Source organism: Micromonospora sp. TSRI0369 (genome assembly GCF_001905625.1).
In the GTDB taxonomy this organism is placed as follows: Bacteria; Actinomycetota; Actinomycetes; order Mycobacteriales; family Micromonosporaceae; genus Micromonospora; species Micromonospora echinospora_A.
Window position 1 is genome coordinate 141470 of sequence record NZ_LIVU01000001.1, and the last position, 22784, is coordinate 164253.

Annotated in this window: 25 protein-coding genes, 1 tRNA gene and 1 pseudogene; 9 read left to right on the top strand and 18 right to left on the bottom strand. The window is 73.1% G+C overall.

Annotated elements, in window-relative coordinates; genetic code table 11:
- Positions 1-57 precede the first annotated feature (57 nt).
- Positions 58-987 (top strand): ribonuclease Z, encoded by a 930-nt coding sequence (locus tag AMK25_RS00620; RefSeq protein WP_073824911.1) that lies wholly within the window; start codon positions 58-60, stop codon positions 985-987.
- Positions 984-1493 (top strand): GNAT family N-acetyltransferase, encoded by a 510-nt coding sequence (locus tag AMK25_RS00625; protein ID WP_073824914.1) that lies wholly within the window; start codon positions 984-986, stop codon positions 1491-1493. The genes AMK25_RS00620 and AMK25_RS00625 overlap by 4 nt, the downstream gene beginning before the upstream one ends.
- Before the next feature lie 90 nt (positions 1494-1583).
- Here AMK25_RS00625 and AMK25_RS00630 read toward each other — a convergent pair whose 3' ends face one another.
- Complete coding sequence (locus AMK25_RS00630) at positions 1584-2954, bottom strand: cystathionine beta-synthase (protein ID WP_073824917.1); 1371 nt, start codon at positions 2952-2954, stop codon at positions 1584-1586.
- A gap of 76 nt (positions 2955-3030) precedes the next feature.
- Complete coding sequence (locus AMK25_RS00635) at positions 3031-3387, bottom strand: YkvA family protein (RefSeq protein ID WP_013474058.1); 357 nt, start codon at positions 3385-3387, stop codon at positions 3031-3033.
- A gap of 141 nt (positions 3388-3528) precedes the next feature.
- Here AMK25_RS00635 and AMK25_RS00640 point away from each other — a divergent pair.
- The 4 genes and pseudogenes from AMK25_RS00640 to AMK25_RS00655 all read left to right on the top strand — a co-directional run bounded on the left by AMK25_RS00640 (position 3529) and on the right by AMK25_RS00655 (position 8301).
- Positions 3529-4646, top strand: a pseudogene (locus tag AMK25_RS00640) (SGNH/GDSL hydrolase family protein).
- Positions 4643-5455 carry an SGNH/GDSL hydrolase family protein gene (locus tag AMK25_RS00645; RefSeq protein ID WP_073824920.1) on the top strand — a complete coding sequence of 271 codons (813 nt, stop codon included), beginning with the start codon at positions 4643-4645 and terminating at the stop codon, positions 5453-5455. The pseudogene AMK25_RS00640 and the gene AMK25_RS00645 overlap by 4 nt, the downstream one beginning before the upstream one ends.
- A gap of 58 nt (positions 5456-5513) precedes the next feature.
- The gene (locus AMK25_RS00650; RefSeq protein ID WP_073824922.1) at positions 5514-6776 is read left to right on the top strand and encodes an acetyl-CoA C-acetyltransferase; all 1263 of its coding nucleotides are present in this window, start codon (positions 5514-5516) and stop codon (positions 6774-6776) included.
- Between the two features lie 40 nt (positions 6777-6816).
- Entirely contained in the window at positions 6817-8301 is a 1485-nt protein-coding gene (locus tag AMK25_RS00655; protein WP_073824925.1) for a CYTH and CHAD domain-containing protein, read from the top strand.
- A gap of 96 nt (positions 8302-8397) precedes the next feature.
- On the opposite strand, the gene AMK25_RS00660 is transcribed toward AMK25_RS00655, so the two are convergent.
- The 4 genes from AMK25_RS00660 to AMK25_RS00675 form a co-directional block, all read right to left on the bottom strand.
- A complete protein-coding gene (locus AMK25_RS00660) occupies positions 8398-8718 on the bottom strand; it encodes a hypothetical protein (protein ID WP_073824927.1) in 321 nt (106 codons plus the stop codon).
- Between the two features lie 17 nt (positions 8719-8735).
- Positions 8736-9494 (bottom strand): Bax inhibitor-1/YccA family protein, encoded by a 759-nt coding sequence (locus AMK25_RS00665; RefSeq protein WP_073824930.1) that lies wholly within the window; start codon positions 9492-9494, stop codon positions 8736-8738.
- A 122-nt stretch (positions 9495-9616) separates the two neighbouring features.
- Positions 9617-10462 (bottom strand): Bax inhibitor-1/YccA family protein, encoded by an 846-nt coding sequence (locus AMK25_RS00670; RefSeq protein ID WP_073824932.1) that lies wholly within the window; start codon positions 10460-10462, stop codon positions 9617-9619.
- 110 nt (positions 10463-10572) lie between these two features.
- Positions 10573-10653 (bottom strand) — tRNA-Leu (locus AMK25_RS00675).
- Positions 10654-10754: 101 nt separating this feature from the next.
- Between AMK25_RS00675 and AMK25_RS00680 the strand changes: the two genes are divergently transcribed.
- Complete coding sequence (locus tag AMK25_RS00680; RefSeq protein ID WP_241826205.1) at positions 10755-12572, top strand: hypothetical protein; 1818 nt, start codon at positions 10755-10757, stop codon at positions 12570-12572.
- A gap of 54 nt (positions 12573-12626) precedes the next feature.
- Here AMK25_RS00680 and AMK25_RS00685 read toward each other — a convergent pair whose 3' ends face one another.
- From AMK25_RS00685 to AMK25_RS00720, 8 genes are all read right to left on the bottom strand, one after another.
- On the bottom strand, positions 12627-13958 hold the full coding sequence (locus AMK25_RS00685; protein ID WP_073824937.1) for an NAD(P)/FAD-dependent oxidoreductase: 1332 nt from the start codon (positions 13956-13958) through the stop codon (positions 12627-12629).
- A 103-nt stretch (positions 13959-14061) separates the two neighbouring features.
- Complete coding sequence (locus tag AMK25_RS00690; protein WP_073824938.1) at positions 14062-14625, bottom strand: hypothetical protein; 564 nt, start codon at positions 14623-14625, stop codon at positions 14062-14064.
- On the bottom strand, positions 14622-15983 hold the full coding sequence (locus AMK25_RS00695; protein ID WP_073824941.1) for a DUF58 domain-containing protein: 1362 nt from the start codon (positions 15981-15983) through the stop codon (positions 14622-14624). Before AMK25_RS00695 ends, AMK25_RS00690 begins: the two co-directional genes overlap by 4 nt.
- Positions 15983-16981, bottom strand: a complete 999-nt coding sequence (locus AMK25_RS00700; RefSeq protein ID WP_073824943.1) for an AAA family ATPase — start codon at positions 16979-16981, stop codon at positions 15983-15985. The genes AMK25_RS00695 and AMK25_RS00700 overlap by 1 nt, the downstream gene beginning before the upstream one ends.
- Positions 16981-17565 carry a hypothetical protein gene (locus AMK25_RS00705; RefSeq protein ID WP_073824945.1) on the bottom strand — a complete coding sequence of 195 codons (585 nt, stop codon included), beginning with the start codon at positions 17563-17565 and terminating at the stop codon, positions 16981-16983. The genes AMK25_RS00700 and AMK25_RS00705 overlap by 1 nt, the downstream gene beginning before the upstream one ends.
- Positions 17562-18293, bottom strand: a complete 732-nt coding sequence (locus AMK25_RS00710) for a DUF4129 domain-containing protein (RefSeq protein ID WP_073824948.1) — start codon at positions 18291-18293, stop codon at positions 17562-17564. The genes AMK25_RS00705 and AMK25_RS00710 overlap by 4 nt, the downstream gene beginning before the upstream one ends.
- Before the next feature lie 20 nt (positions 18294-18313).
- The gene (locus tag AMK25_RS00715; protein ID WP_073824950.1) at positions 18314-19027 is read right to left on the bottom strand and encodes a uracil-DNA glycosylase; all 714 of its coding nucleotides are present in this window, start codon (positions 19025-19027) and stop codon (positions 18314-18316) included.
- Between the two features lie 19 nt (positions 19028-19046).
- Positions 19047-19733, bottom strand: a complete 687-nt coding sequence (locus AMK25_RS00720) for a dienelactone hydrolase family protein (protein ID WP_073824952.1) — start codon at positions 19731-19733, stop codon at positions 19047-19049.
- 194 nt (positions 19734-19927) lie between these two features.
- Here AMK25_RS00720 and AMK25_RS00725 point away from each other — a divergent pair, with 194 nt between their 5' ends.
- The gene (locus AMK25_RS00725) at positions 19928-20245 is read left to right on the top strand and encodes a helix-turn-helix domain-containing protein (protein WP_073824954.1); all 318 of its coding nucleotides are present in this window, start codon (positions 19928-19930) and stop codon (positions 20243-20245) included.
- 82 nt (positions 20246-20327) lie between these two features.
- Here AMK25_RS00725 and AMK25_RS00730 read toward each other — a convergent pair whose 3' ends face one another.
- On the bottom strand, positions 20328-21275 hold the full coding sequence (locus tag AMK25_RS00730) for an HAAS signaling domain-containing protein (protein WP_073824957.1): 948 nt from the start codon (positions 21273-21275) through the stop codon (positions 20328-20330).
- Positions 21272-21604, bottom strand: a complete 333-nt coding sequence (locus tag AMK25_RS00735; RefSeq protein ID WP_030501302.1) for a PadR family transcriptional regulator — start codon at positions 21602-21604, stop codon at positions 21272-21274. Before AMK25_RS00735 ends, AMK25_RS00730 begins: the two co-directional genes overlap by 4 nt.
- A 237-nt stretch (positions 21605-21841) precedes the next feature.
- Between AMK25_RS00735 and AMK25_RS00740 the strand changes: the two genes are divergently transcribed.
- On the top strand, positions 21842-22030 hold the full coding sequence (locus tag AMK25_RS00740) for a hypothetical protein (protein WP_198937417.1): 189 nt from the start codon (positions 21842-21844) through the stop codon (positions 22028-22030).
- Between the two features lie 166 nt (positions 22031-22196).
- Here AMK25_RS00740 and AMK25_RS00745 read toward each other — a convergent pair whose 3' ends face one another.
- Both AMK25_RS00745 and AMK25_RS00750 read right to left on the bottom strand, forming a co-directional pair.
- Positions 22197-22574 (bottom strand): type II toxin-antitoxin system death-on-curing family toxin, encoded by a 378-nt coding sequence (locus AMK25_RS00745; RefSeq protein WP_073824959.1) that lies wholly within the window; start codon positions 22572-22574, stop codon positions 22197-22199.
- Complete coding sequence (locus AMK25_RS00750) at positions 22571-22774, bottom strand: ribbon-helix-helix domain-containing protein (protein WP_073824963.1); 204 nt, start codon at positions 22772-22774, stop codon at positions 22571-22573. The genes AMK25_RS00745 and AMK25_RS00750 overlap by 4 nt, the downstream gene beginning before the upstream one ends.
- Between the last annotated feature and the right edge of the window lie 10 nt (positions 22775-22784).

Sequence of the window (22784 nt, forward strand, 5' to 3'; positions counted from 1 at the left end):
GGCCCGCGCGCGAGCGCGGAAGCCCCGGGGGTCGCTTTTTGCGCTCGGGAGGATGCCGTGTCCATGCGTGAGCTGGTGGTGCTCGGTACGGCCAGCCAGGCCCCGACCCGGCAGCGCAACCACAACGGCTACCTGCTGCGCTGGGACGACGAGGTGATCCTCTTCGACCCGGGCGAGGGCAGCCAGCGGCAGATGCTGCACACAGGTGTCACAGCCACCGACCTGACCCGGATCTGCGTCACCCACTTCCACGGCGACCACTGCCTCGGCCTGCCCGGCATGATCCAACGGCTCTCGCTGGACCGCGTACCGCACCCGGTGGCTGTGCACTTCCCGGCCGGTGGCGCCGAGTACTTCGCCCGGCTGCGCCACGCCTCCAGCTTCTACGAGACCGCCGAACTCGCCGTCGAGCCGATCGACGCCGACGGGCAGCGGATCACGCTCGGCGTCGGCACGCTGGAGGCCCGCCGGCTGCGGCACCCGATCGAGACGTACGGATACCGCCTGGTCGAGCCGGACGGCTGCCGGATGCTTCCGGAGCGGCTGGCCGCGTACGGCATCGCCGGTCCGGAGGTGGGGCGGCTGCTGCGCGACGGCCACCTGGACCGCGACGGACGCCGCGTCACCCGGGACGAGGTGAGCGTGACCCGGCCCGGGCAGCGGTTCGCGTTCGTGATGGACACCGGGCTCTGCGACGGGGTGTACGCGCTGGCCGAGCACGCCGACCTGCTGGTGATCGAGTCGACGTTCCTGGAGTCGGAGGCGGCACTCGCCGCCGAGGTCGGGCACCTCACCGCAGGTCAGGCCGCGCGGGTGGCGGCCGAGTCGGGGGTACGCACGCTCGTGCTCACCCACTTCTCCCAGCGGTACGCCGACCCGCGCCGCTTCCACGACGAGGCCCGGGAACACTTCACCGGTGATCTGGTGATCGCCGAGGATCTGCTGACGGTTCCGGTGCCGCCCCGGCGGGTACCGTCGCCCGGGTGACGATCTCCCTACGTTCCGCGACCGAGGCCGACCTGATGGTAGTCGGCGCCCTGCACCAGCGCTCACGGGTGGCGGCGTACTCGTCGTTCCTGCCGCCCGAAACGCTGGCCGACCCGACGCCCGAGGCGATGGGCCGCTACTGGGTGGAGCGGCTGACCTGGGAGGGCGCCGACCACCGGATGACAGTGGCCGAGCGGGACGGGCGGCTGGTGGGCTTCAGCTACCTCGGGCCGGACGACGAGGGCGACCCGGCGACCGGGCTGCTGAACGCGATCCACCTGGAGCCGTCCGAGCGAGGGCGGGGCACCGGGCGGGCGCTGATGGTGGACGCGCTGGACGCGATGCGGGCCCGCGGGTGGACCCGGGCGGCGTTGTGGGTGCTGCGGGACAACGCCGCCGCGCGCCGCTTCTACGAGCGCGGCGGCTGGGCCGCCACCGGTGAGCAGCGGGACGAGCACATCGGCTCGGCGCTCGTCCCCCAGCTCCGCTACGCCCGCCAGGTGTAAGGAAGGGCCCCCTGTTAACGCCTCCGGTAGAGGAAGGGCCCCTTATTAACACCACGTGTTAATAAGGGGCCCTTCCTTGCACGCGCAGGGTCAGCGGGCTCCGAGGTGGGCGAGCAGGTCCTGGCGGGTCAGCACGCCCTTGGGCTTGCCGTCGACAAGCACCAGCGCCGCGTCCGCCTTCTCCAGCAGCCCGACCGCCTCGCTCACCGGCTGCCCGCCGCCGATCATCGGCAGCGGCTCGCCCATGTGCCGCTCGATCGTGTCGTGCAGGTGAGCCTGGCCGGTGAAGAGCGCGTCGAGCAGGTCCTTCTCCGCGATCGAACCGGCCACCTCACCGGTCACCACCGGCGGCTCGGCCTTCAGCACCGGAAGCTGCGAGACGCCGTACTCGCGCATGTAGTCGATCGCGTCGCGGACCGTCTCGGTCGGGTGCACGTGCACCAGCTCGGGCAGGCCGCCGGGCTTGCCGGCGAGCGCGTCGGCCACCGTCGGCTCGGTGCCGGAGTCGTCCAGGAAGCCGTACCGGGCCATCCACTTGTCGTTGAAGATCTTCGACAGGTAGCCGCGGCCGCCGTCCGGCAGCAGCACCACGATCACGTCGTCCGGGCCGGCCTTGCGGGCCACCTCCAGCGCGCCCACCACCGCCATGCCGCAGGAGCCGCCGACCAGCAGGCCCTCCTCGCGGGCCAGCCGGCGGGTCATCTCGAAGGACTCCTTGTCCGACACCTCGACGATCTCGTCGGCGACCGACCGGTCGTACGTCTCCGGCCAGAAGTCCTCACCGACACCCTCGACCAGGTACGGCCGGCCGGTGCCGCCGGAGTAGACCGAGCCCTCCGGGTCCGCGCCGATCACCTTCACCCGGCCCTCGGACGCCTCCTTGAGGTAGCGGCCGATGCCGGAGATGGTGCCGCCGGTGCCGACGCCCGCGACGAAGTGAGTGATCCTGCCCTCGGTCTGCTTCCACAGCTCCGGGCCGGTGGTCTCGTAGTGCGAGCGCGGGTTGGCCGGGTTGCTGTACTGGTTGGGCTTCCACGCGCCGGGGATCTCCCGGGCCAGCCGGTCGGAGACGTTGTAGTAGGAGCGCGGGTCCTCCGGCGCGACGGCGGTCGGGCAGACCACCACCTCCGCGCCGTACGCGCGCAGCACGTCCTGCTTGTCCTGGCTGACCTTGTCCGGGCAGACGAAGACGCACCGGTAGCCCCGGAGCTGGGCCACCAGGGCCAGCCCGACGCCGGTGTTGCCGCTGGTCGGCTCCACGATCGTGCCGCCCGGGCGGAGGATGCCCGCCTTCTCGGCGTCCTCCACCATCCGCAGCGCGATCCGGTCCTTGACCGAGCCGCCCGGGTTGACGTACTCCACCTTCGCCAGCACGGTGGCCTGAATGCCCTCGGTGACGTTGCGCAGGCGGACCAGCGGGGTGTTGCCGATCAACTCGACGACGTTGTCGTAGTACTGCACCTCGTTGTGCCCTTCGTCGCGCCGCCGTCGTGGGGCGGTCGGTCAGCCGTCAGTTCGCCGACCAGCGTACGTGTCGTCAGGGCACCACATGCCCCGGGATGACCGAGCTGCGACGTGCCTCCCACTCCAGGAACCGCTCGGTCTCGGCGAGCACGCTGCCGGCCAGCCAGGTGACCATCACCGCGTCGTCGGCCAGCCCGAAGATCGCCAGGGGGATCTCCGGCAGCAGGTCGATCGGACTGACGATGTACGCGGTCGCCCCGGCCATCAGCGCCAGGCGCAGGCCCCCGTCGTACTCGCCCCGGGTGGTCGCGCGGATCATCCGCGGCAGCGCCGCCAGCCGGGCCCCGAGCGACGGCCCGCCCCGCGTACCCGCCGCCAGCGCCCGGGCCAGCGCGGCGAACGCGGCGCTGCGCTTCAACGTCTTCCCCATGTTTTCGCCCCTCTCCGCCCGACCATGGTGCGGCCCGGTGGCAAGCCCGCGCCCGCTACCCCCATCGGTACCCAATCCGGGCACCGCCCAGCCATCCGATCGCGGACAGTGGGGGTCGTACCGGCGCGATACTGTCGGTTCATGGGGGACGCTGGTTCCGTCGCGCCGGTCCGCTGGCAGCGCGCCCGGCACATCGCCCGCCTCGCGGCGATCGGCACGGGCGCCACGGTGGCGGCCACCGCCGCCACCGGCGGGGTGCTGCTCGGTCAGGCCCGGCAGGCCCGCCGCACCATCCCGATGGCGCAGGCCCCGCCGCCGCGCTGCGACGGTGTCTACGGCGCGAGGCTGCCCGGCCCGCCGGTCACCGTGGTCGTCCTGGGCGACTCCTCGGCGGCCGGCTACGGCGTGCACAGGCGCCGGGAGACCCCCGGCTCGCTGCTGGCCACCGGGCTGTCCCGCCGCCTGCACCGGCCGGTACGCCTGCACCGGTTCGCCGTGGTGGGCGCGTTGTCGGCCGGGCTGAAGCCGCAGGTCGAGTCCGCCCTGGAGGTCGAGCCGGACGTGGCGGTGATCCTGGTGGGCGGTAACGACGTCACCAACCGCACGCCGCCAGCGCTGGCAGTGCGTTACCTGGTCGACGCGGTCCGCACGCTGCGGGCGGCCGGCTGTGAGGTGGTCGTCGGCACCTGTCCCGACCTGGGCACCATCCGGCCGATCCAGCCGCCGCTGCGCTGGCTGGCCCGGCGCTGGAGCCGCCAGCTCGCCGCCGCCCAGACGGTGGCCGTGGTGGAGGCCGGTGGCCGTACCGTCTCGCTCGGCGACATGCTCGGGCCACGGTTCGCCGCCGAGCCCGGCCGGATGTTCGCCTGGGACCGGTTCCACCCCTCCGCCGAGGGGTATGCGATCGCCGCGGCGGCCCTGCTGCCCACCGTGCTGTCCGCGCTGGGCGCCGTCCCGGAGCGCAGGCCTGTCCTGCCCGGCGTGGAAGGCGTACGGTCGCTCCCGGAGGCGGCTCACGAGGCGGCCCGGCACGCCGGTACGGAGGTCAGCGGCGCCCAGCTCCGGGGCCGCGACCGCGGGCCCGGCGGCCGCTGGGCGCAGCTTCGCCGACGGGCCTTCTTCGGCGTCGGCGCGCTGCCCCCGACCGGCAGCGCCGCCGACTCGGCCACCCTGGAGGAAACGGCATGAGCGAGCGAATCAGCCGGCTCAGCGCAGAGGTGCCTCGTGGCGGCACGGAGCGAAGCGGAGTGCTGTCATGAGCGAGCGCGGTGAGGCGGCCCGGTGGGGCCGGGCGGCGGCCCTGTCGCTGCTGGCCGGCACGGTGGGCGGCGCGGCGGTCCTCGCCGGGCAGGCCATCGCCGCCCGCAGCCGGGAGTACGCACAGCCCGAGCTGGGTCTGGTGCTGCGCGCCTCGGTCGGCCGGGCGGACGCGCCGCCGCTGCGGCTGGTGCTGCTCGGCGACTCGTCGGCGCTCGGCGTCGGCGTCGACCGCTTCGAGGAGACGATCGGCGGTCAGCTCGCGAACCTGCTCGCCGAGGGGCCGCACGGCCGCCGGGTGCACCTGTCCAGCGTCGGCGTCTCCGGCTCCCGCGCCACCGACCTGGCGACCCAGGTGGCCCGGGCGCTGCTGGGCGAGCGGCCCGACGTGGCGGTGGTGCTGATCGGGGCGAACGACGCGACCGCGCTGGGTCGTCCAGGTGACGCGGCTGCCTATCTCGGCTCGGCGGTACGCCGGCTGCGGGAGGCGCACGTCGAGGTGGTGGTGGGCACCTGCCCGGACCTCGGCGCGGTACGCGCGGTCGCCGCCCCGCTGCGCCAGGTGCTCGGCTGGTCCGGCCGGCGGATGGCGCGGGCCCAGACAGCGGCCGTGCTGGACGCCGGGGGCACGGTGGTTGACCTGGGCACCGAGACGGGACCGGTGTTCCGCGCGGATGCCGGCACGCTCTGCCACGACGGCTTCCATCCGTCCGCCGACGGCTACCGGGTCTGGGCGCACGCCCTGCTGCCGGCGGTCGAGGCGGCGGCGACTGTCGCGTTCCGGCACCACCGCCGACCGCCCACGGGGTGACATTTCCCGCCCGCTGTACGCCTTCCCGCGCATGTTACTGGCGCGTTAACGTTGGCTCATGCCGATTGAGTCGCCCCGCGACGCCGTCATCGTCGCCACCGCCCGGTCCCCCATCGGCCGCGCGTTCAAGGGTTCCCTCCGCGAGGTCCGCCCGGACGACCTCGCCGCCACCATCGTCCAGGCCGCCCTCGACAAGGTCCCGGCGCTCGATCCCACCACCATCGACGACCTCTACCTCGGGTGCGGCCTGCCCGGCGGCGAGCAGGGCTTCAACATGGCCCGGGTGGTCGCCACCCTGATGGGCCTGGACGGCCTGCCCGGCGCCACGCTGACCCGCTACTGCGCGTCCTCGCTCCAGACCACGCGGATGGCGATGCACGCGATCCGGGCCGGTGAGGGTGACGTGTTCATCTCCGCCGGTGTGGAGATGGTCTCCCGGTACGCCCGGGGCAACTCGGACACGCTGCCGCCGGAGGCGCAGGCGCTGGTCGGCGGCGGCTGGGAGAATCCCCGCTTCGCCGAGGCGCGGGAGCGTTCCGCGGCCCGCGCCCAGGGTGGCGCCGAGGTGTGGACGGACCCGCGCGAGGCCGGGCAGCTCCCCGACATCTACCTCGCCATGGGGCAGACCGCGGAGAACCTGGCCCAGGTGTACGACGTGACCCGCGAGGACATGGACGCGTTCGGCGTCCGCAGCCAGAACCTCGCCGAGAAGGCGATCGCGGACGGCTTCTGGGCCCGCGAGATCACCCCGGTCACCACGCCCGACGGCACAGTTGTCAGCACCGACGACGGCCCGCGCGCCGGGGTGACGCTGGAGGCCGTGGCCGGTCTGAAGCCGGTGTTCCGCCCGGACGGCCGGATCACCGCGGGCAACTGCTGCCCGCTCAACGACGGCGCCGCCGCCGTGGTGATCATGAGCGCCGAGCGGGCGTCCGAGCTGGGCCTCACCCCGCTTGCCCGGATCGTCTCCACCGGTGTCACCGGGCTCTCCCCCGAGATCATGGGCCTGGGTCCGGTCGAGGCGTCGAAGCAGGCGCTGAAGCGGGCCGGCATGACCATCGACGACGTCGACCTGGTCGAGATCAACGAGGCGTTCGCCGCGCAGGTGATCCCCTCGTACCGGCAGCTCGGCATCCCGGAGGAGAAGCTGAACGTCGCCGGTGGCGCTATCGCTGTCGGCCACCCGTTCGGCATGACCGGCGCCCGGATCACCGGCACGCTGCTCAACGCGCTGGAGTGGCACGACAAGACGATCGGCCTGGAGACCATGTGCGTCGGCGGTGGCCAGGGCATGGCGATGGTGCTGGAGCGGCTGAGCTGAGACCGGTTCGCCGGGGCGCGGGCCGGGTACGGGAGGCCGTATGGCCACCGTCGTGGAACGTGAGCGCAAGTACTCCGGCGACGAGGGTTTCCAACTGCCCGACCTGACCGGGTGCGGTGGCGTCGTGACCATGTCCGACGCCACCGTCTCGGATCTGGACGCCGTCTACTGGGACACCGACGACCTGCTCCTGCTGCGCAGCGGGCACGCGCTGCGCCGGCGTACCGGCGGGCACGACGCGGGCTGGCATCTGAAGGTGGGCGCGGTCGGCGGCGCGCGGGTCGAGCACCAGTTCCCGGCCGGGGCCTCCGACGACGGCCCGCCGGCCGAGCTGGTCGCGCTGATCCGGGGCGCGTCGCGGGGCCGTCCGGTCGCGCCGGCCGCCCGGGTGGTCAACCATCGCCGGGAGCGCCGGCTGCTGGACGCGGACGGCCGGGTGCTGGCCGAGGTGGCCGAGGACGACGTCCGGTCCGAGGATCTGGTGGACGGCGCCGCGCGGACGTGGCACGAGATCGAGATCGAGCTGGTCGAGGGCGACGAAGGGCTGCTCGACGCGCTGGGCGAGCGGCTGGGCGCGGCCGGCGCCCGGGAGGTGGCGGTCAGCAAGTCGCACCGGGCCGTCGCCGGCCGGATCGAGCGCTTCGACGACGAGCCGGCTGACGGCCCCGCGGGTCCGGTTCTCGGGTACGCCCGGGCGCAGCGGGACGCGATCGTCGGCAACCACGCGGCCGCGTACCAGGGTGACGAGGAAGCGATCCACGACATGCGCATCGCGACCCGCCGGTTGCGGGCGACGCTGCGGACGTTCCGGGGCCTGTGGGATCGCCGGGAGAGCGAGGCGGTCCGGGCCGAGCTGCGCTGGCTCGGCGGCGAGCTGGGCCGGGTCCGCGACACCCAGGTGATGGCCGCCCGGCTCACCGAGGCGGTGCACGATCTGCCGGACGATCTGGTGCTCGGCCCGGTGGCCGCGCGGATCGGTGAGCGGTTCGCGGCCGACCTGGCCGGGGCGACGGTGGCGCTGCGGTCCGCGCTGGACTCCGACCGCTGTCCCGAGCTGCTGGCCCGCCTGGACCGGCTGGTCGACGGCGCGCCCGCCGACGTCGGCCGGCGCTGGGTGGACCGCCGGATCGGCAAGGCGGTACGCCGCGCGGACGAGCGGCTGGACCGGGCGCTCACTGTCGACGGGCCGGCCGGGGACGCGGCGCTGCACGAGGCGCGCAAGAAGCACAAGGCCGCCCGGTACGCGGTGGAGGTGCGTGAGCCGAGCGCCGGCAGACCGGCTGCCCGCCTGGTGAAGCGGTTCAAGGCCCTCCAGGATCTGCTCGGCACCCACCAGGACTCGGTGGTGACCCGGGAGACGCTCCGGCGGCAGGCGCTCCAGGCGTACGCCGACGGCGAGAACACGTTCACCTACGGCCTGCTGCACGCGAGGCAGGCGGAGGCCGCCGGCCACGACCGCCCCGCCGTCCTGCGGGCACGCGATCGGGCAAGACGCCGCAAGGTCCGCCGCTGGCTCAAGCCCTGACCGACCCCTCCACCCCGTCGATCATGAGGTTGGCGGGGATTCGCGTCCGTTTTGTCGCCGCCAACCTCATGATCAGCCCAACAGGGGGCGGGGCTGTCAGAGGGTGGCGCGGGTTCGGGTTATCGCCTCTGTGGCCTCGGTCAGCACGGGCTCGGGGGGCGCGGCCAGGGTCAGGTCGGCGGCGACCACGCGGAGCTGGTCGGGCAGGGCCAGGTCGCTCGGCAGCCGGGGCACATCGCGGCGCGGCTCACCCGCCGCGTCGGCGGCCAGGTTGGCGATCTCCTGGACCAGCTTGTGCACCAGGTCGGCCCGGGACACGTTGCCGCCCCCGGCCGGAGCCGACCAGCGCGGCTGCTGCCAGTGCTGCACCTGTCGGACCAGCAGGGTCACCGCCCGGTCCAGTTCCGCTGCGCTCATCGCCGCCGAGTCTACGGTCAGCGGCGTACGTAGCTGAGCAGGCGCAGGATCTGCCAGTACAGGAAGATCAACCCGACGAGCAGCCCGAACGCGCAGTACCAGGCGTAGCGGCGGGGCAGCCGGTTGGCCACCGACCGCTCGACCAGGTCGAAGTCGAGGACGAAGCTGAGCGCGCCGGCGATGATCGCCACCACCGAGAACACGTACGGCAGCCAGCCCACCCGGTCGCTGAGGCTGTAGACGGCCACGCCCTGCCGCCCGGTGAACAGGTACGCGAACAGGTTCACCAGGCCGATCGCCACGATCCCGACGAGCGTGCCGATGACCAGGCGGGCCAGGCGCGGGGTGGCGCGTACCAGCCGGGCCCGGTAGAGCGCGGCCATGCCGAGGAAGACGCCGAACGTGCCGACCACCGCCTGCACCACGATGCCCGGGTAGACCAGTTCGAAGGCGCGGCTGGCCACGCCGAGCAGCAGCCCCTGCAGCACCGCGTACCCGACGATCACCGGCGGGCTGGTGATCTGCTTCAGCGAGATGACGAGCACCAGGGCGAGGCTGGCCAGCGCGCTTCCGGCCAGCGCGGCGGAGATCCACGCGGCCTCCGGCATCAGCACCCAGGACACCGCCGCCGTGACGCCGGTGACCAGCAGCAGCCCCACGGTCCGGCTCACCACGTCGGCCACCGTCATCGCGTCGGCGGTCCCGACCCCGAGCACCTGCCGTTCGGCGCGGCCGACGTCGTCCAGCCGGTCCAGCACCGGATTGGCACTGCGCACCGTGACCACCTCCCGCCGACGTACCCGAGTCCCACTCTGCCCCGGGCGGCCCGGAAGGGGCGGGAAAACGGCGACGCCCGCCGCCGCGGATGCGGCAGGCGGGCGTCGGCGGCGGGCGTCGGTCAGTCGTCGCCCTGGAAGTAGCTGAGCAGCCGCAGGATCTCGATGTAGAGCCACACCAGGCCGACCACGATGCCGAAGGCGGCCGTCCACGAGTAGCGCTGCGGGAGGCCCATCCGGACCCCCTCCTCAATGTCAGCGAAGTTGAGCACGAAGCTCAGCGACGCCACCACGATGCAGACCAGGCTGAACCCGATGGCCAACTTGCTGCCATCCCGCAAGCCAGTGTTCACGCCGGCCAGAGACAACACGAAATTGATCAGCATGACCGCGAAGAGGCCTGCCATGATCGAGACCAGGATGCGGGCGAACTTCGGGGTGGCCCGGATGATCCGCGCCTTGTAGATCATCGCCATGAGGAAGAAGACGCCGAAGGTCGCCACCACGGCTTGGAGCACGATCCCGTCGTACCGCGCCTCGAAGGCCTTGCTGACCATGCCGACGAAGACGCCCTCGATGATCGAGTACGCCACCACGAGCGCCGGGTTGGCCATCCGGGAGAACGAGATGATCAGACCCAGCACCAGGCCGACCACCGCGGCGCCGATCCACGCCACGCCGACGAGCGAGTCCGGCACGAGCACCCAGGCCGCTGCGGCCGAGGCACCGAGGATGGCGAGCATGAGGACCGTCTTGACGACCACGTCGTCGAGCGTCATCGGGGTCACGGTGGGCGGGGCCACCGGCTGGCCGTAGCCGCCCGGGTAGGGCTGCTGCGGGTACTGCTGCTGGGGGTACTGCTGGGGGTATCCGGGCTGACCGTAAGGCCCGGGCTGGGCGTACCCGGCCGCCCGCTCACGCTCCGCCGCCTGGCCGAGCCGGGCGAGCACCGGGTTCGAGGTCTTCACTTCTCAGGCCTCCCTCAGGGGGTCGATCGCACGTAGACGTGCTACTCCAGGGTAAACGTGGCCGCAATCGCGCGTGCGACAGCTAGCTGTGGGAAAGCTGAGAGTTCATGTGCCCGGGGCGGGGGTCGAACCCGCACGCCTTGCGGCAGCCGCTTTTAAGGCGGCCGTGTCTGCCGTTCCACCACCCGGGCGGGTGACACCGGCGCGCCGACACGCGCGGTGCAGATCTCACCGTAGCGGCTCGGCCGCGACGCGGCGTACCCCGACGGCTGCGGCCGTTATGGTCGAGGCCGTGACCAGCGCCGCCCGCACGGCCCTCCGGCCGGATCAGGTCCGGGCGGTGCGCCCGGCGGCGGTCACGCGGCGGATGGCGGCCGCCGTCCGGCGGCACCGCGCGGATCTGCTCGTGGGGCTGGCGTTCGTCGTGCTCGCCGGCTGGCTCACCCACGGCCTCTGGCCGGCGCCGGGCGCGCGGGTGCTCGCGCTCAACCCGGCGGACCAGACACTGTACGAGTGGTTCCTGGCGCTCGACGCGCGCGCCCTTCGCGGCGAGCTGAGCCTGGTCAGCGACCGCCTGAACGCGCCGGACGGGGTCAACCTGATGGCGAACACCTCGGTCGTCGCGCTCGGCGTGCTGCTCGCCCCGGTCACGCTGGCGTTCGGGGCTCCCGTCACGTTCGCGCTGCTGGTCGCGCTCAACATGGCCGGCACCGCGCTGGCCTGGTACCTGCTGTTCACCCGTGTCCTGCGGGCCCGCCGGCTCGCCGCCGGGCTCGGCGCGGCGCTGTGCGGCTTCGGGCCGGGCATGGTCTCGCAGAGCAACGGCCACCTGCACATGACCGCGCAGTGGCTGGTCCCGGTGCTGGTCTGGCTGGTGGTCCGGCTGCTGCGCGCCGCCGACCCGGCCGGGCGCCCGGACGGCCCTGACCGGCGGCGGACGGCGTCGTCGGCGGCCGGGCTCGCCGCGGTCGTCACCGTCCAGGTGTTCGTCGGCGAGGAGGTGCTCTTCCTCACCGCGCTCACGCTGGCGGTGATGACTGTCGCGTACGGGCTGGCCGACCGGGATCTGCTGCGCCGGGCCGGTCCCGGCTTCGCCCGTGGACTGATCGGCGCCGCCGGGCTGGCGCTGCCGGTGCTGGCGTACCCGCTCTGGGTGCAGTTCGCCGGCCCGCAGGGCGTCGCCGACGGGATGTTCCCGCCCGCCTACTTCTCCGCCGACCTGGCCGGCTGGACCCGCCTCTCCGCGCTGACGCTGTTCGGCAGCCCGGAGGCGGTCCGGCTGACCACCGGTCCGGCCGAGTTCACCATGTTCCTCGGCTGGCCGCTGCTGCTGGTGGCGGTCGGCTGCGCGGCCTGGCTGGGCCGGCGGCCCCTGGTGGTGGCGCTGGTGGCCGGCGCGCTGGTCACTGCCGCGCTCGCGCTCGGCCCCGAGGTCATGATCGGCGGCGAACGGACCGGGCTCCCCGGCCCGTACCGGCTGCTGGCCGGGCTGCCGGTGGTGGACGGCGCGCTGCCGATGCGCTTCGCGCTGGCGGTGCTGCCGCTGGTCGGCACCGTGCTCACGCTCGCCGTGCACCGGGCGCTCGGCGAATCCGGCCGAGTCCGCCGGGCCGTCCCGATCGCGGTCGGCGCGGCGGTGCTCAGCGTCCTGCCGACACCGCTGCCCACGATGGACCGGCCGCCGCTGCCCGAGTTCGTCACCGGCGGCCACTGGCGGCAGTGCGTACGCCCCGGCGGGGTGCTGGTACCGGTGCCCACCGCCACCCCGCAGGACCCCTGGCCGATGCGCTGGGCCACCGCCACCGGCGTCGACTTCGGCATGCCGGAGGGCTTCTTCATCGGCCCGTACGGCCGGGGCGGCTCGGCCACCATGGGCACCTGGCAACGCCCCACCTCGGCCCTGCTCGCCGACGTGGCCCGGCGGGGCGTGGCGCCCGCGGTCGGCGACCGGCAGCGCCGCCAGGCCGCCCGGGACGTCGAGTTCTGGCGCGCGTCCTGCGTCGCGGTGACCGACGACGCGCCGCACGCGGAGATGCTGCGCCGCACCCTGGAGCAGCTGTTCGGGCGGCCGGGTACGCGGCTCGCCGACGCCTGGACCTGGCGGTTCTGAGCCACGAAAACGGCGCGGGGACTTTCCGTTCGGAAAGTCCCCGCGCCGGATCCGTCAGACGCGCGCGGCGACCGGCGGGGCGGACGCCTCGGCGAACTCCTCACGCGGGTCGTGCAGCTGCCCCAGCGCGACCACCTCACGCTTGAGGAAGAACGCCAGCGTCCAGTCGACCACCACGCGCACCTTGCGGTTGAACGAGGGGATCCGCGACATGTGGTACGTCCGGTGCATGAACCAGGCCGGCCAGCCGGTCATCTTGATGCCGTAGACCTGCGCCACGCCCTTGTGCAGGCCGAGGCTGGCCACGCTGCCGGCGTGCTTGTGCTTGTAGTCGACCGGCTCGCGCCCGCGGATCACGTTGGCGATGTTGTCGGCCATCCGCGCCGCCTGCCGCACCGCGTGCTGGGCGCTCGGCGAGCAGAAGTTGCCCGGCTCCTTGGTCAGGTCCGGCACCGCGGCGCAGTCGCCGGCGCTCCACGCGCCCTCGACCACCCGGTCGCCGTCCACGATCTGCAGTGTCGGCCGGCAGGTGACCCGGCGGCGCTCGTCGCGCGGGAAGTCCGTGGCGTCGAGCATCGGCGACGGCTTCACACCGGCGGTCCAGACGATGGTGTCGGACGGGAAGCTGTCGCCGTCGGAGAGCTTCACCACACCGTCAACGCAGGACTCCAGCCGGGTGTCCAGGCGGATGTCCATGTCCCGCTTCATCAGCTGCTGCACCGTGTAGGCGCCCATGTCCCGGTCGACCTCGGGCAGCACCCGCTGGGTCGCCTCGACCAGCACCCAGCGCATCTCCTCCGGCTTCAGCTCCGGGTAGTAGCGCAGCGCGTCGCGGGCCATGTCCTCCATCTCGGCGAGCGCCTCGATGCCGGCGTAGCCGCCGCCGACGAAGGTGAACGTCAGCGCCCGGCTGCGTACCGCCGGGTCGGTGGTGGAGGCCGCCACGTCGAGCCGGTCCAGCACGTGGTTGCGCAGGTAGATGGCCTCACCGATGGTCTTGAACCCGATGCCGTGCTCGTGCAGGCCGGGAATCGGCAGGGTGCGGGAGACCGAGCCGGGCGCGACCACCACGTGGTCGTACTGGATCTCCCGGGCCGGGCCGCTGATCGGCTGCACCACGGCGGTCATGCGGTCGTGGTCGATCCGGGTGACAGTGCCGGCCACCACGGTGCACTTACGCAACTCCCGCCGCAGCGGCACGACGGCGTGCCGCGGGGAGATGTTGCCCGCCGATGCCTCCGGGAGGAACGGCTGGTACGTCATGTGCGGCTGCGGGTCGACGACGATGACCTCGGCCTCACGGCTGCTCAGCTTCTTGGACAGGCGCAGAGCGGCGTACAGGCCCACGTGACCGGCACCCACGACAAGGATCCGCTTCGGGTTCACGTCATCTATCTTTCCCCGGGGGCCCCCGGTAATCCCGCGCGAGACCCCCTTCTGTGACGGAGCACAACCGGTGTGACCTGCGCAACGTCACCGGAACGCTGCGTCACCTGCGACGCAGCAGCCAGCCCAGCAGCGCGCTCAGCCCCACCGCCACCAGCAGCCCCACCACTGTCGCCGCCTGCGAACCGTCCGTCCCGCCGACCCCACCGAGCCACGCCAGCACCACGCCGAGCACAGCGCTGGCGAGAACCACGCCGCCCGCCCGGCCCAGCCACCGGAACACCACGTCCGGGTCGATCAGCCCGTCGTAGGGCAGCAGCGCGGCGAGCGCGCAGAGCGAGTGCGCCAGGTAGAGCAGCGTCGCCACGGCAAGCAGCCGCCACAGCGCCGGCGGCCGGTCGAAGCCGAGCGTGGCCAGCAGCCAGCCGGCGACAGTCACCAGCGCGGTGAACGTCGGCCAGATCCGGCGCGGCCCGAACGCCGGCAGCACCGCGGCCGCCGCCAGGGCCAGCAGCGAGCGCGCGGTGAGGGCCTGCACCGGGTACGCGAGCAGGAAGCCGGCCAGCACGGTGAGGAAGATGCCGCCGCGTACCAGCAGCGGCAGCGGGCTGACCCGGGCGGCCGCGTACCGCAGGGCCCGCACCCGCTCCATCAGAGCATCCGTCATTTGAAACCCGCCTTCGGGGCGGTCGCCAGCCGGGCCACGTCGCGCAGCACCTCGTCCAGGCTGCCGGCGCCGGCCCAGCGCACCACCGGCACGCCGTGCTCGCGGAGCTGGCCGATCATCGTGTCCCGGTCCAGCCGCCACAGCCGGTACGCCACCTCGGCCCAGCCCCGTTCCTTCGGCATCGGCAGCTCGGCCGGCAGCGTGTCCACCGCCACCACGAACCGGCCGCCGCGGGCCAGCCGGGCCAGCATCTGCGCCGACCGCTCGTCGAGCAGCGGGGTGAGCACCACCACGAGCGCGTCCGAGGAGAGCAGTTGCGGGCCGAAGACCTGGTCGTACGGCTCGTGCGGGGACGACTCGGCGTGCACGTCGAGCAGCCACTCCAGCACGGTCAGGTACTGCCGCCGCCCGGTGGCCGGACGCAGCCGGCGAGCGGCCGGGCCGTACTCCAGCATCGACACCCGGTCGCCGCGGTGCAGGTAGTGCTCGGCGATCGCGGCGGCGGCCCGCACCGTGGTGTCCAGCACCGACGCCGGGCCGTTCACGCCACCGGAGCGGCCCGCCTCGGCCAGCACGTCCAGCAGCACCACCACCTCGGCGTCCCGGTCCGAGAGCGTCGCCGCGACGTGCAGTTGGCGGGCCCGCAGCGACACCCGCCAGTCGATACGGCGCAGCCGGTCGCCGGGTGCGAACACGCGTACCCCGGCCAGCTCGCCGCCCTCCCCCGGCCGCCGCGACCGGTGCGCGCCGACCAGCCCGGCGGCCCGGGGCATCGCCTCGACCGCGTCGAACGGCTCGGTACGCGGATAGACCCGGGCGCGGATCGGTTCGGTGATCACGGCGCGGGAGACCAGCAGCCCGTCGGCGGCGGCGACCCGCACCCCGGCCGGCCCGATCGGGTGCCGCCCCCACCGCAGCGCCGTGCCGGTCAGCTCCAGGTCGACGGCGCTGCCCCGGGGCACGGAGGTGACGAACGGGCGGTCCGCCCCACCGGAGCGGCTCACGTCCAGCCCGGTGCCGCCGAAGCCGACCTGCTCCACCCGCAGCCAGCGCGACATCCGGGTCCGCACCACCGCCAGGTCGTACCCGACCAGGTCCGGGTTGGCCACGGCGACGGTCGCGGCCAGCGGGGAGCCCTCGACCAGGTGGGTGTCCCCGACGCCCAGCTCCAGCTCCGGCAACCCGGCCGGGCGGCGGCGCAGCGCGTACGCGGTCCCGAGCGCGAACGGCGTGGCGAGCACCACCAGGTCGATGCGGCCGAGCAGCACCGCGGCGACGAGCAGCACGCCGGTGAGCAGCACGGCCCGGCCGAGCGCCCAGGTGGGCACCCAGCCGCTCGCCGCCTCGGCCCGGTCCATCAACGCCCGGCGGCGTAGCTGGGCAGCGCGCCGCTGGCCGGGGCGGGCGTGGACTCCAGCACCTCGCCGACCACGAACGCCGGGTCGACCCGGCGCAGCCACATCTCCGGCCGCAGCGTGATCCGGTGTGCGAGCGCGGGCGCCGCCACCGCCTTGACGTCCTCCGGCACGACGTAGTCCCGGTTGGCGAGCACCGCCCGGACCCGGGACAGCAGCAGCAGCGCCAGCGAGCCGCGCGGGGACGCGCCGACGAGCACGGACGGGTGCTCCCGGGTCGCGGCGGCCAGCGCCACGATGTACCGGCCGACCGAGTCCTCGACCACCACGTCCTCCAGCGCCGCCTGCATGGCGCGCAGCGTGGCGGCGTCCACCACCGGCTTGATCTCGGCCTCCTCGCGGCGGCGCGCGATCCGGCGGCGCAGCACGTCCCACTCCTCGTCGTGGGTCGGGTAGCCGAACGACACCCGCAGCAGGAACCGGTCGAGCTGCGCCTCCGGCAGCGGGTACGTGCCCTCGTACTCGATGGGGTTGGCGGTGGCGAGCACGTGGAACGGCTCGTCCAGCCGGTAGGTCACGCCCTCCACCGACACCTGCTTCTCCTGCATCGCCTCCAGCAGCGCCGACTGCGTCTTCGGCGGCGTCCGGTTGATCTCGTCGGCGAGCAGCAGGTTGGTGAACACCGGCCCGGCCCGGAAGGCGAAGTCGCCGCTGCTCTGGTCGTAGAGGAACGAGCCGGTCACGTCGGCGGGCAGCAGATCCGGCGTGAACTGGAGCCGCCGGAAGTCCAGCCCGAGCGCCTGCGCGAAACAGCGCGCGGTGAGCGTCTTGCCCAGGCCGGGCAGATCCTCCAGCAGCACGTGACCACCGGCGAGGATGCCGGCCAGCACCAGCTCCAGCGCGTCCCGCTTGCCGACCACGACGGTGCCGACCGCCTCCAGGACGGTCCGGGCGAGCCGGCCCACCTCGGCGGGGGCCATGCTCCGGTCCACGTCGTTCATCAGATCTTCTCCAGTTCGGCGACGATCGCCGCGAGGTCGCGCGGCGACGGAGGGCGGCGGGCGGGGGTGGTGAGGAACGTCCACAGTGGCTCGCCGAGCACCGACCGGGCGCGGGCCGGATCGGACTCGCGGGTGACGCCGTGGCGCTGGCGCAGCCGCTCGTCGGCCAGCTCGCCGAGGCGGGGCAGGATGCGTTCGGTGAACCGCTCCCGGTTGTCGGCGGACCAGTCCAGCGGGCGCTCCCAGCCGTTGATCGCGGTGCGCAACGCGTCCCGGGCGGACCAGTTCCAGGTGCCCGGCTCTTCACCCGCGGGCGCGCGGGCACCGGCGCGGGGCGGCGGCGGGGGTGAGAGCGCCGTGGTGACCCGGCGTACCGCGAGCACGGCGAGCACTCCGGCCACGACGATCCAGAGCGGCACCTTCAGGCCGACAGCGCGCAGCCCGACCACTATCACCACGACGACGGCGGCGGTGACCGCCGCGGTCCGCAGCAGCGCGCGCGCCCGACCGCCGCCCGAGGGCCGCACATCCTCCCCGGCGGGCTCCTCGCCGAACGAGAGCAGGTCGTCGATGCTCGTGCTCACGACCTCTCCCCCGCCAGGCTGGTCAGCTCACCGCGCAGCCGCCGCAGCGCGGCGCGCGCCTGGTCGCGGGTGTGCTCGTCGACCGGGTGCGTGGCGTACCGGGCCTCCCGGTAGACGTGCGCGAAACCGTCGAGCACGTCGGCGCTGGCGATCGCCGGGATGCCGGCCTCCGGGTCGCCGCGCAGCAACCGGGCGACCAGGTCGGTCGGAGTGTCGCCGGTGTGCCGTGGCACGCCCGCGTCCTCGGCGGCCTCCTCCAGGCGTACCCAGCAGGCGATGACAGCGGTCCGCGGGTCGGTGGAGCGGTCGTCCAGTTCGACGAGCCCGGCGTCGAGCGCGGCCACCACCTCACGCGCGGTCCCCTCGGCGGTACGCCGGGTGCGCCGCACCGGCACGGCACGGGTGGTACGCCGCAGCGCGCCCCGGAGCACGTTCCACAGCACGTACCCGATCGCGCCCAGCACCGCCGCGGACAGCAACGCCACGGCGGCGGTGGCCAGCCAGCCGGGCACGCCGCCCGAGGTGGACTCACCGACGTCGCGGGGTTCCACCGGGTACGACGGCACCGCCTCCGGCGACGGGTAGTCCGGCACGTACGGGATGGTGTCGGCCGCGGGCGGGATCCGGCTGGCCCCGATGGCGGAGTGACCGGCGGCGAACGCGGCGAGCGCGAGCAGCACCGTCACCGCGGCGACCGGCCACCACCTGCGCAGTACGCCGAAATCCATCCCACCGCCTCAGGTGTTCCTCAGTCCACCCCGGCCAGGTCCTTCGCCCGGGTGAACACGTCGTCCAGCATCGCCGGCGTGAGCCGGCCGGTGAACGTGTTCTGCTGGCTGACGTGGTAGCAGCCCAGCAACTCCGGCACGGACTCGCCGGACCAGTGTGCCCCATGGCCGAACCCCGGTCGCGGCGTGGGCGGTCGCTGCCCGTACACCTGACCGAGCACCGGCCACCACGCAGCCCACGCGAACGCGCCCAGCGCGACCACGACGCGCAGCGTGGGCCGGATCAGTTCGACCTCGCGGTGCAGCCACGGCGCGCAGGTGTCCCGCTCGGCCGGGGTGGGCTTGTTGTCCGGCGGCGCGCACCGCACCGCGGCGAAGATGCGCGTGTCGCGCAGCGTCAGGCCGTCGTCGGCGGAGACGCTCGTCGGCTGGTTGGCCAGCCCGGCGCGGTGCAGCGCGGCGAACAGGACGTCGCCGGACCGATCCCCGGTGAAGATCCGGCCGGTGCGGTTGCCGCCGTGCGCCGCCGGCGCCAGGCCGAGAATGGCGATGCGCGCGTCCTGCGGGCCGAGGCCGGGCACCGGCCGTCCCCAGTAGTCCTGGTCGCGGAACGCGGCCCGCTTGACCAGCGCGACCTCCTCACGCCACGCCACCAGGCGCGGGCAGGCGAAGCAGTCACTGACCGCGCCGTCGAGGTCGGCCAGGTCGGTCGCCCGCGCTGCGCGGGCGACCACGTCCTGCGGGGTACGCGACTCAGCCAAGCTTCGCCCGGAACAGTTCCAGCGTGCGGGCCCAGGCGGTGGCGGCCGCCCGCTGGTCGTAGTGCTCCGGCCGGTCCTCGTTGAAGAACGCGTGCGCGGTGCCCGGGTAGTCGAACGTCTGGCAGGTGCCGCCGGCCGACTCGATGGACCGGCGTACGCTCTGCACCCCGTCGGCGGCGGACAGGCCGTCCGCCTCGGAGCAGTGGATGAGCGCGGCCTTCCCCGCATAGTCGGCCCAGTCGGCGGCCATGCCCTCCCAGGGCAGGCGCGGGTAGAACCCGGCGGTGGCCACGATGCGCTCGGAGAACGTGCCGGACCACAGGGCCAGGCTGGCGCCCGCGCAGAACCCGGCGCAGCCCACCTTGCCGGCGACCTCGGGCCGGCTCGCCAGGTATTCGGCGGCAGCGGCGATGTCACTCGCCGCCTCGTCCATCTGGGAGCTGTTGAGCATCAGCCGCGGCTCGGTCGGCTTGACGGCCGGGCCACCGTGCCGGAAGTCGGGCGCGAGCGCGACGAAGCCGGCCTCCGCGAAGCGGTCGACCACGGCCCGTACGTGGGGTACGAGACCCCACCAGTCCTGGATGACGATGACCGCCGGGCTGGCCGCACCGCCGGAGGGTATCGCGAGATACCCCTCGCTCGTCCCCCCGTTGCCGGTGAAGCTCACCATCTCGCCCATGGGCCCGTCCTCCTTGCGGTCAGTCAACGTTGGCTGGTCGCACAGTTGGCTGTTATGTGCCGGTAGCGTGCCACGCGGTCAGCGGCCCGGGGAAGACAGAACAACAGTGGCATTCACCTCCTGTTGAACCGCCCCACAGGTATAGCGATCGCTAAACTGGTCGCATGGTGCCGGACGCGAGAGGAGGGGAAGGCATGAGCGACTACTCCCGATGGCAGGACATCCGCGTCGACCACGTCGCCCGGGCCGGAGGCGAAGAGGCGGTCGACGCGGGCAAGCAGCAACTCCTCGCCGAGGTCATCGGTCACCGACTCGCGGAAGTGCGCCGAGCGCGGGGGTTGACCCAACAGCAGGTGGCTGACCGCATGGGCGTCACCAAGGGACGGATCTCCCAGATCGAGCAGGGAAAGATCTCCGGTCAGGACGTGGTGGCCCGGTTCGCCGCCGCCCTGGGTGGCCGACTCCATCAGGCGATCTACTTCGACGACGGCGACATCGCCGCCATCGCCTGACAGCGGCTCCGCGCGAGATCTTGGATGATTGCGGCCCCTGTGAGGGCCGTTTCCTTCCAAGATCTCGCGCGGTCGAGCGCGCTCAGGGGGTTGACGTGGGTTCCGGGGAAGCGCTGGTGGTCGGCGCGGTGGGGGTGGCACTGCCGCTTGGCGCGAATGCTGGCGGGGCGATCGACGGTGAGACCGGCGGGCCGAACGGGGCCCGCTCCGGACAGTACGGGTAGGTGTTACGCATCTCCGGCACCGCGCCCGTGTCGGCCATGCAGCTCGGCCAGCCGAGCGTGATCGGCACGCCGTTCTGGTCGAAGAGCCGCGCGTCGCGGATCAGCCGCCCCTGCTGGTCGTAGACGAAGACGTCCTCGATCCGCTCGTACCGGTGGTCCACAGAAGTCTGCTCGTAACTGCTGTAGACGTCGGTGTCGGCGCGCTCGTCCACCTGGGCCAGCACGGCGAAGGAGAACAACAGCAGCGCGGCGGTGCCGATCTGGTGCAGTTGTCGCCGCCACCCGTTGATCCCGGCCGAGCGACGACCCCACCACATGGACGCGACGATCGCGCCGATGAGCAGCAGCATCCCCATCGAGCTGTTGCCGTCCAGCCGGGGCACCAGGCCGGACCGGCCGTCCACCATCCAGGCCACGATCAGCGCGGCCAGCCAGCCACGCACCAGCCACCAGGCCGGGCGCAGCGGACGCAGGAAGTCGCTCACCGTCTCGTGCCCGAGCACCGGGCCGAGCTGGCGGTCGAGCAGACGCAGCTGGGTGGCCGCCTCCCGCCGGGCCTCGGCGAGGCGGTGGAAACGCGTCGGCCGCCGGCTCGGCTGGGCACCGGCGACGGCGCGCAGCTCGGCGGCGTACGCCTCGGGGGTGCCCAGCCGGTCAACCAGCGTGCCCTCACCCTCGGCGGCGACCTCGGCGAGGTGTTCCGGCAGCTCCTCGGTCAACTCGTCGCGGACCTCCGGCGGCAGGTCGGCGAGCGCGGCCCGTACCCGGTCGACGTAGTCCGTGATCTCCTGCCCCGTGACGGTCATGCCGCCATCCCCCGATCGTCGAGCAGCGCGTCCATGGTGGTGGCGAACGAGCGCCAGGTCTTGCCGGAGCTGGTGAGCTGGTCACGCCCGGCGGCGTTGAGCGAGTAGTACTTGCGGTGCGGCCCGGACTCGCTCGGCACCACGTACGTGGTGAGCAGACCGGCCGCGAACAGCCGGCGCAGCGTGCCGTAGACCGAGGCGTCGCCGACCTCGGTGAGACCGGCCTCGCGTAGCCGCCGCAGGATGTCGTAGCCGTACCCGTCCTCGTCCTTGAGCACGGCGAGCACCGCCAGGTCGAGCACGCCCTTGAGGAGCTGCGTGGTATCCACGCTCCGCACACTAGTGTGTATAACGCACTACCGTCAACGACACAGCACCACGACACCTACCTACCGACGGGCGGTCCATCCATCGGTACGTGCGGCCGCACGACCCGGCGACCGCGATCGGGTACGGGAGAACAGTTCCTCACGCTCATCCCCCGACGGTGCCGCCTCCTGTTGTCACCGTCAACAGTCTCCGTAGTTGTCGCTGTTCGGCGACGCCGACGCTGCCATCGTCAACGTGTGGAGCTGGTGGGCGTGTCGGAGATCCGGGCGATGCTCGGCAACGTGTCGCGTCAGCGGGCATCCGTGATCGCCAACCAGCGCAACTTCCCGGAGCCGATCGCCGTGCTGGCGATGGGCAAGGTCTGGCGGAAGTCGGACGTCGAGAAGTGGATCAGGGAACACCGTCCCGACCTGACGACGGACTGACCCCGCCCCTTCTTGTTGACCAAGGAGTTGGCGTCCTCACAGGCGCCCGGATCGGACACAAACTCCTTGATCACCGCCTGAGAAGGCAGCGGCGAGAGGGCCAGAGGGCTAGGCGAGACTCCAGGCGGTGCCGTCCGGCAACTGCGACAGCATTTCCGCCGATGGCTCAGACGTAGAGCTTGCGGAGCTCGCGGGCGATGTCCGAGACCTCGGTCAGGGTGCCGCTTGCCACCGACATCACGAGAGCCTCGGCCTGATCAACGTCGACATCCTGGATCGGCACCTCGTTGAGGGCCAGAAACACCCGCCCCGCCGCCCAGGCGAGACGCTTGTTCCCGTCAATCAGCGCGTGGTTCATGCAGACCGAGTGCAGCAGCGCGGCGGCCTTGGTCCAGAGATCGGGATAAGCCTCCTGGCCGAACGCCACGGTGGCCGGGCGGACCACCGCCGATGAAAGCAGACCGAAATCACGGACCTGCGGCGTCCCAGCCAGCACGATCGAGGCGATCTCCACGAGGTCGTCGACCTCGAGATAGTGGATCACTCCGCCAACCGCCGCAGCAGCTCGGCGTCACGCTCGGCAACCTCCCGCGCAAGATCCCGCACGCGGGCACGATGACTGCGCGCCGAGACGTACTCCTCGACGGCCACAACGATGGTGGCGTTCATCGACCGGTGCTCCTGCTCGGCAAGCTGCTTGAGCCGTTCGTGCAGTCCGTCCGGAAGATTGACAGTGGTGACCATATGGAAATCA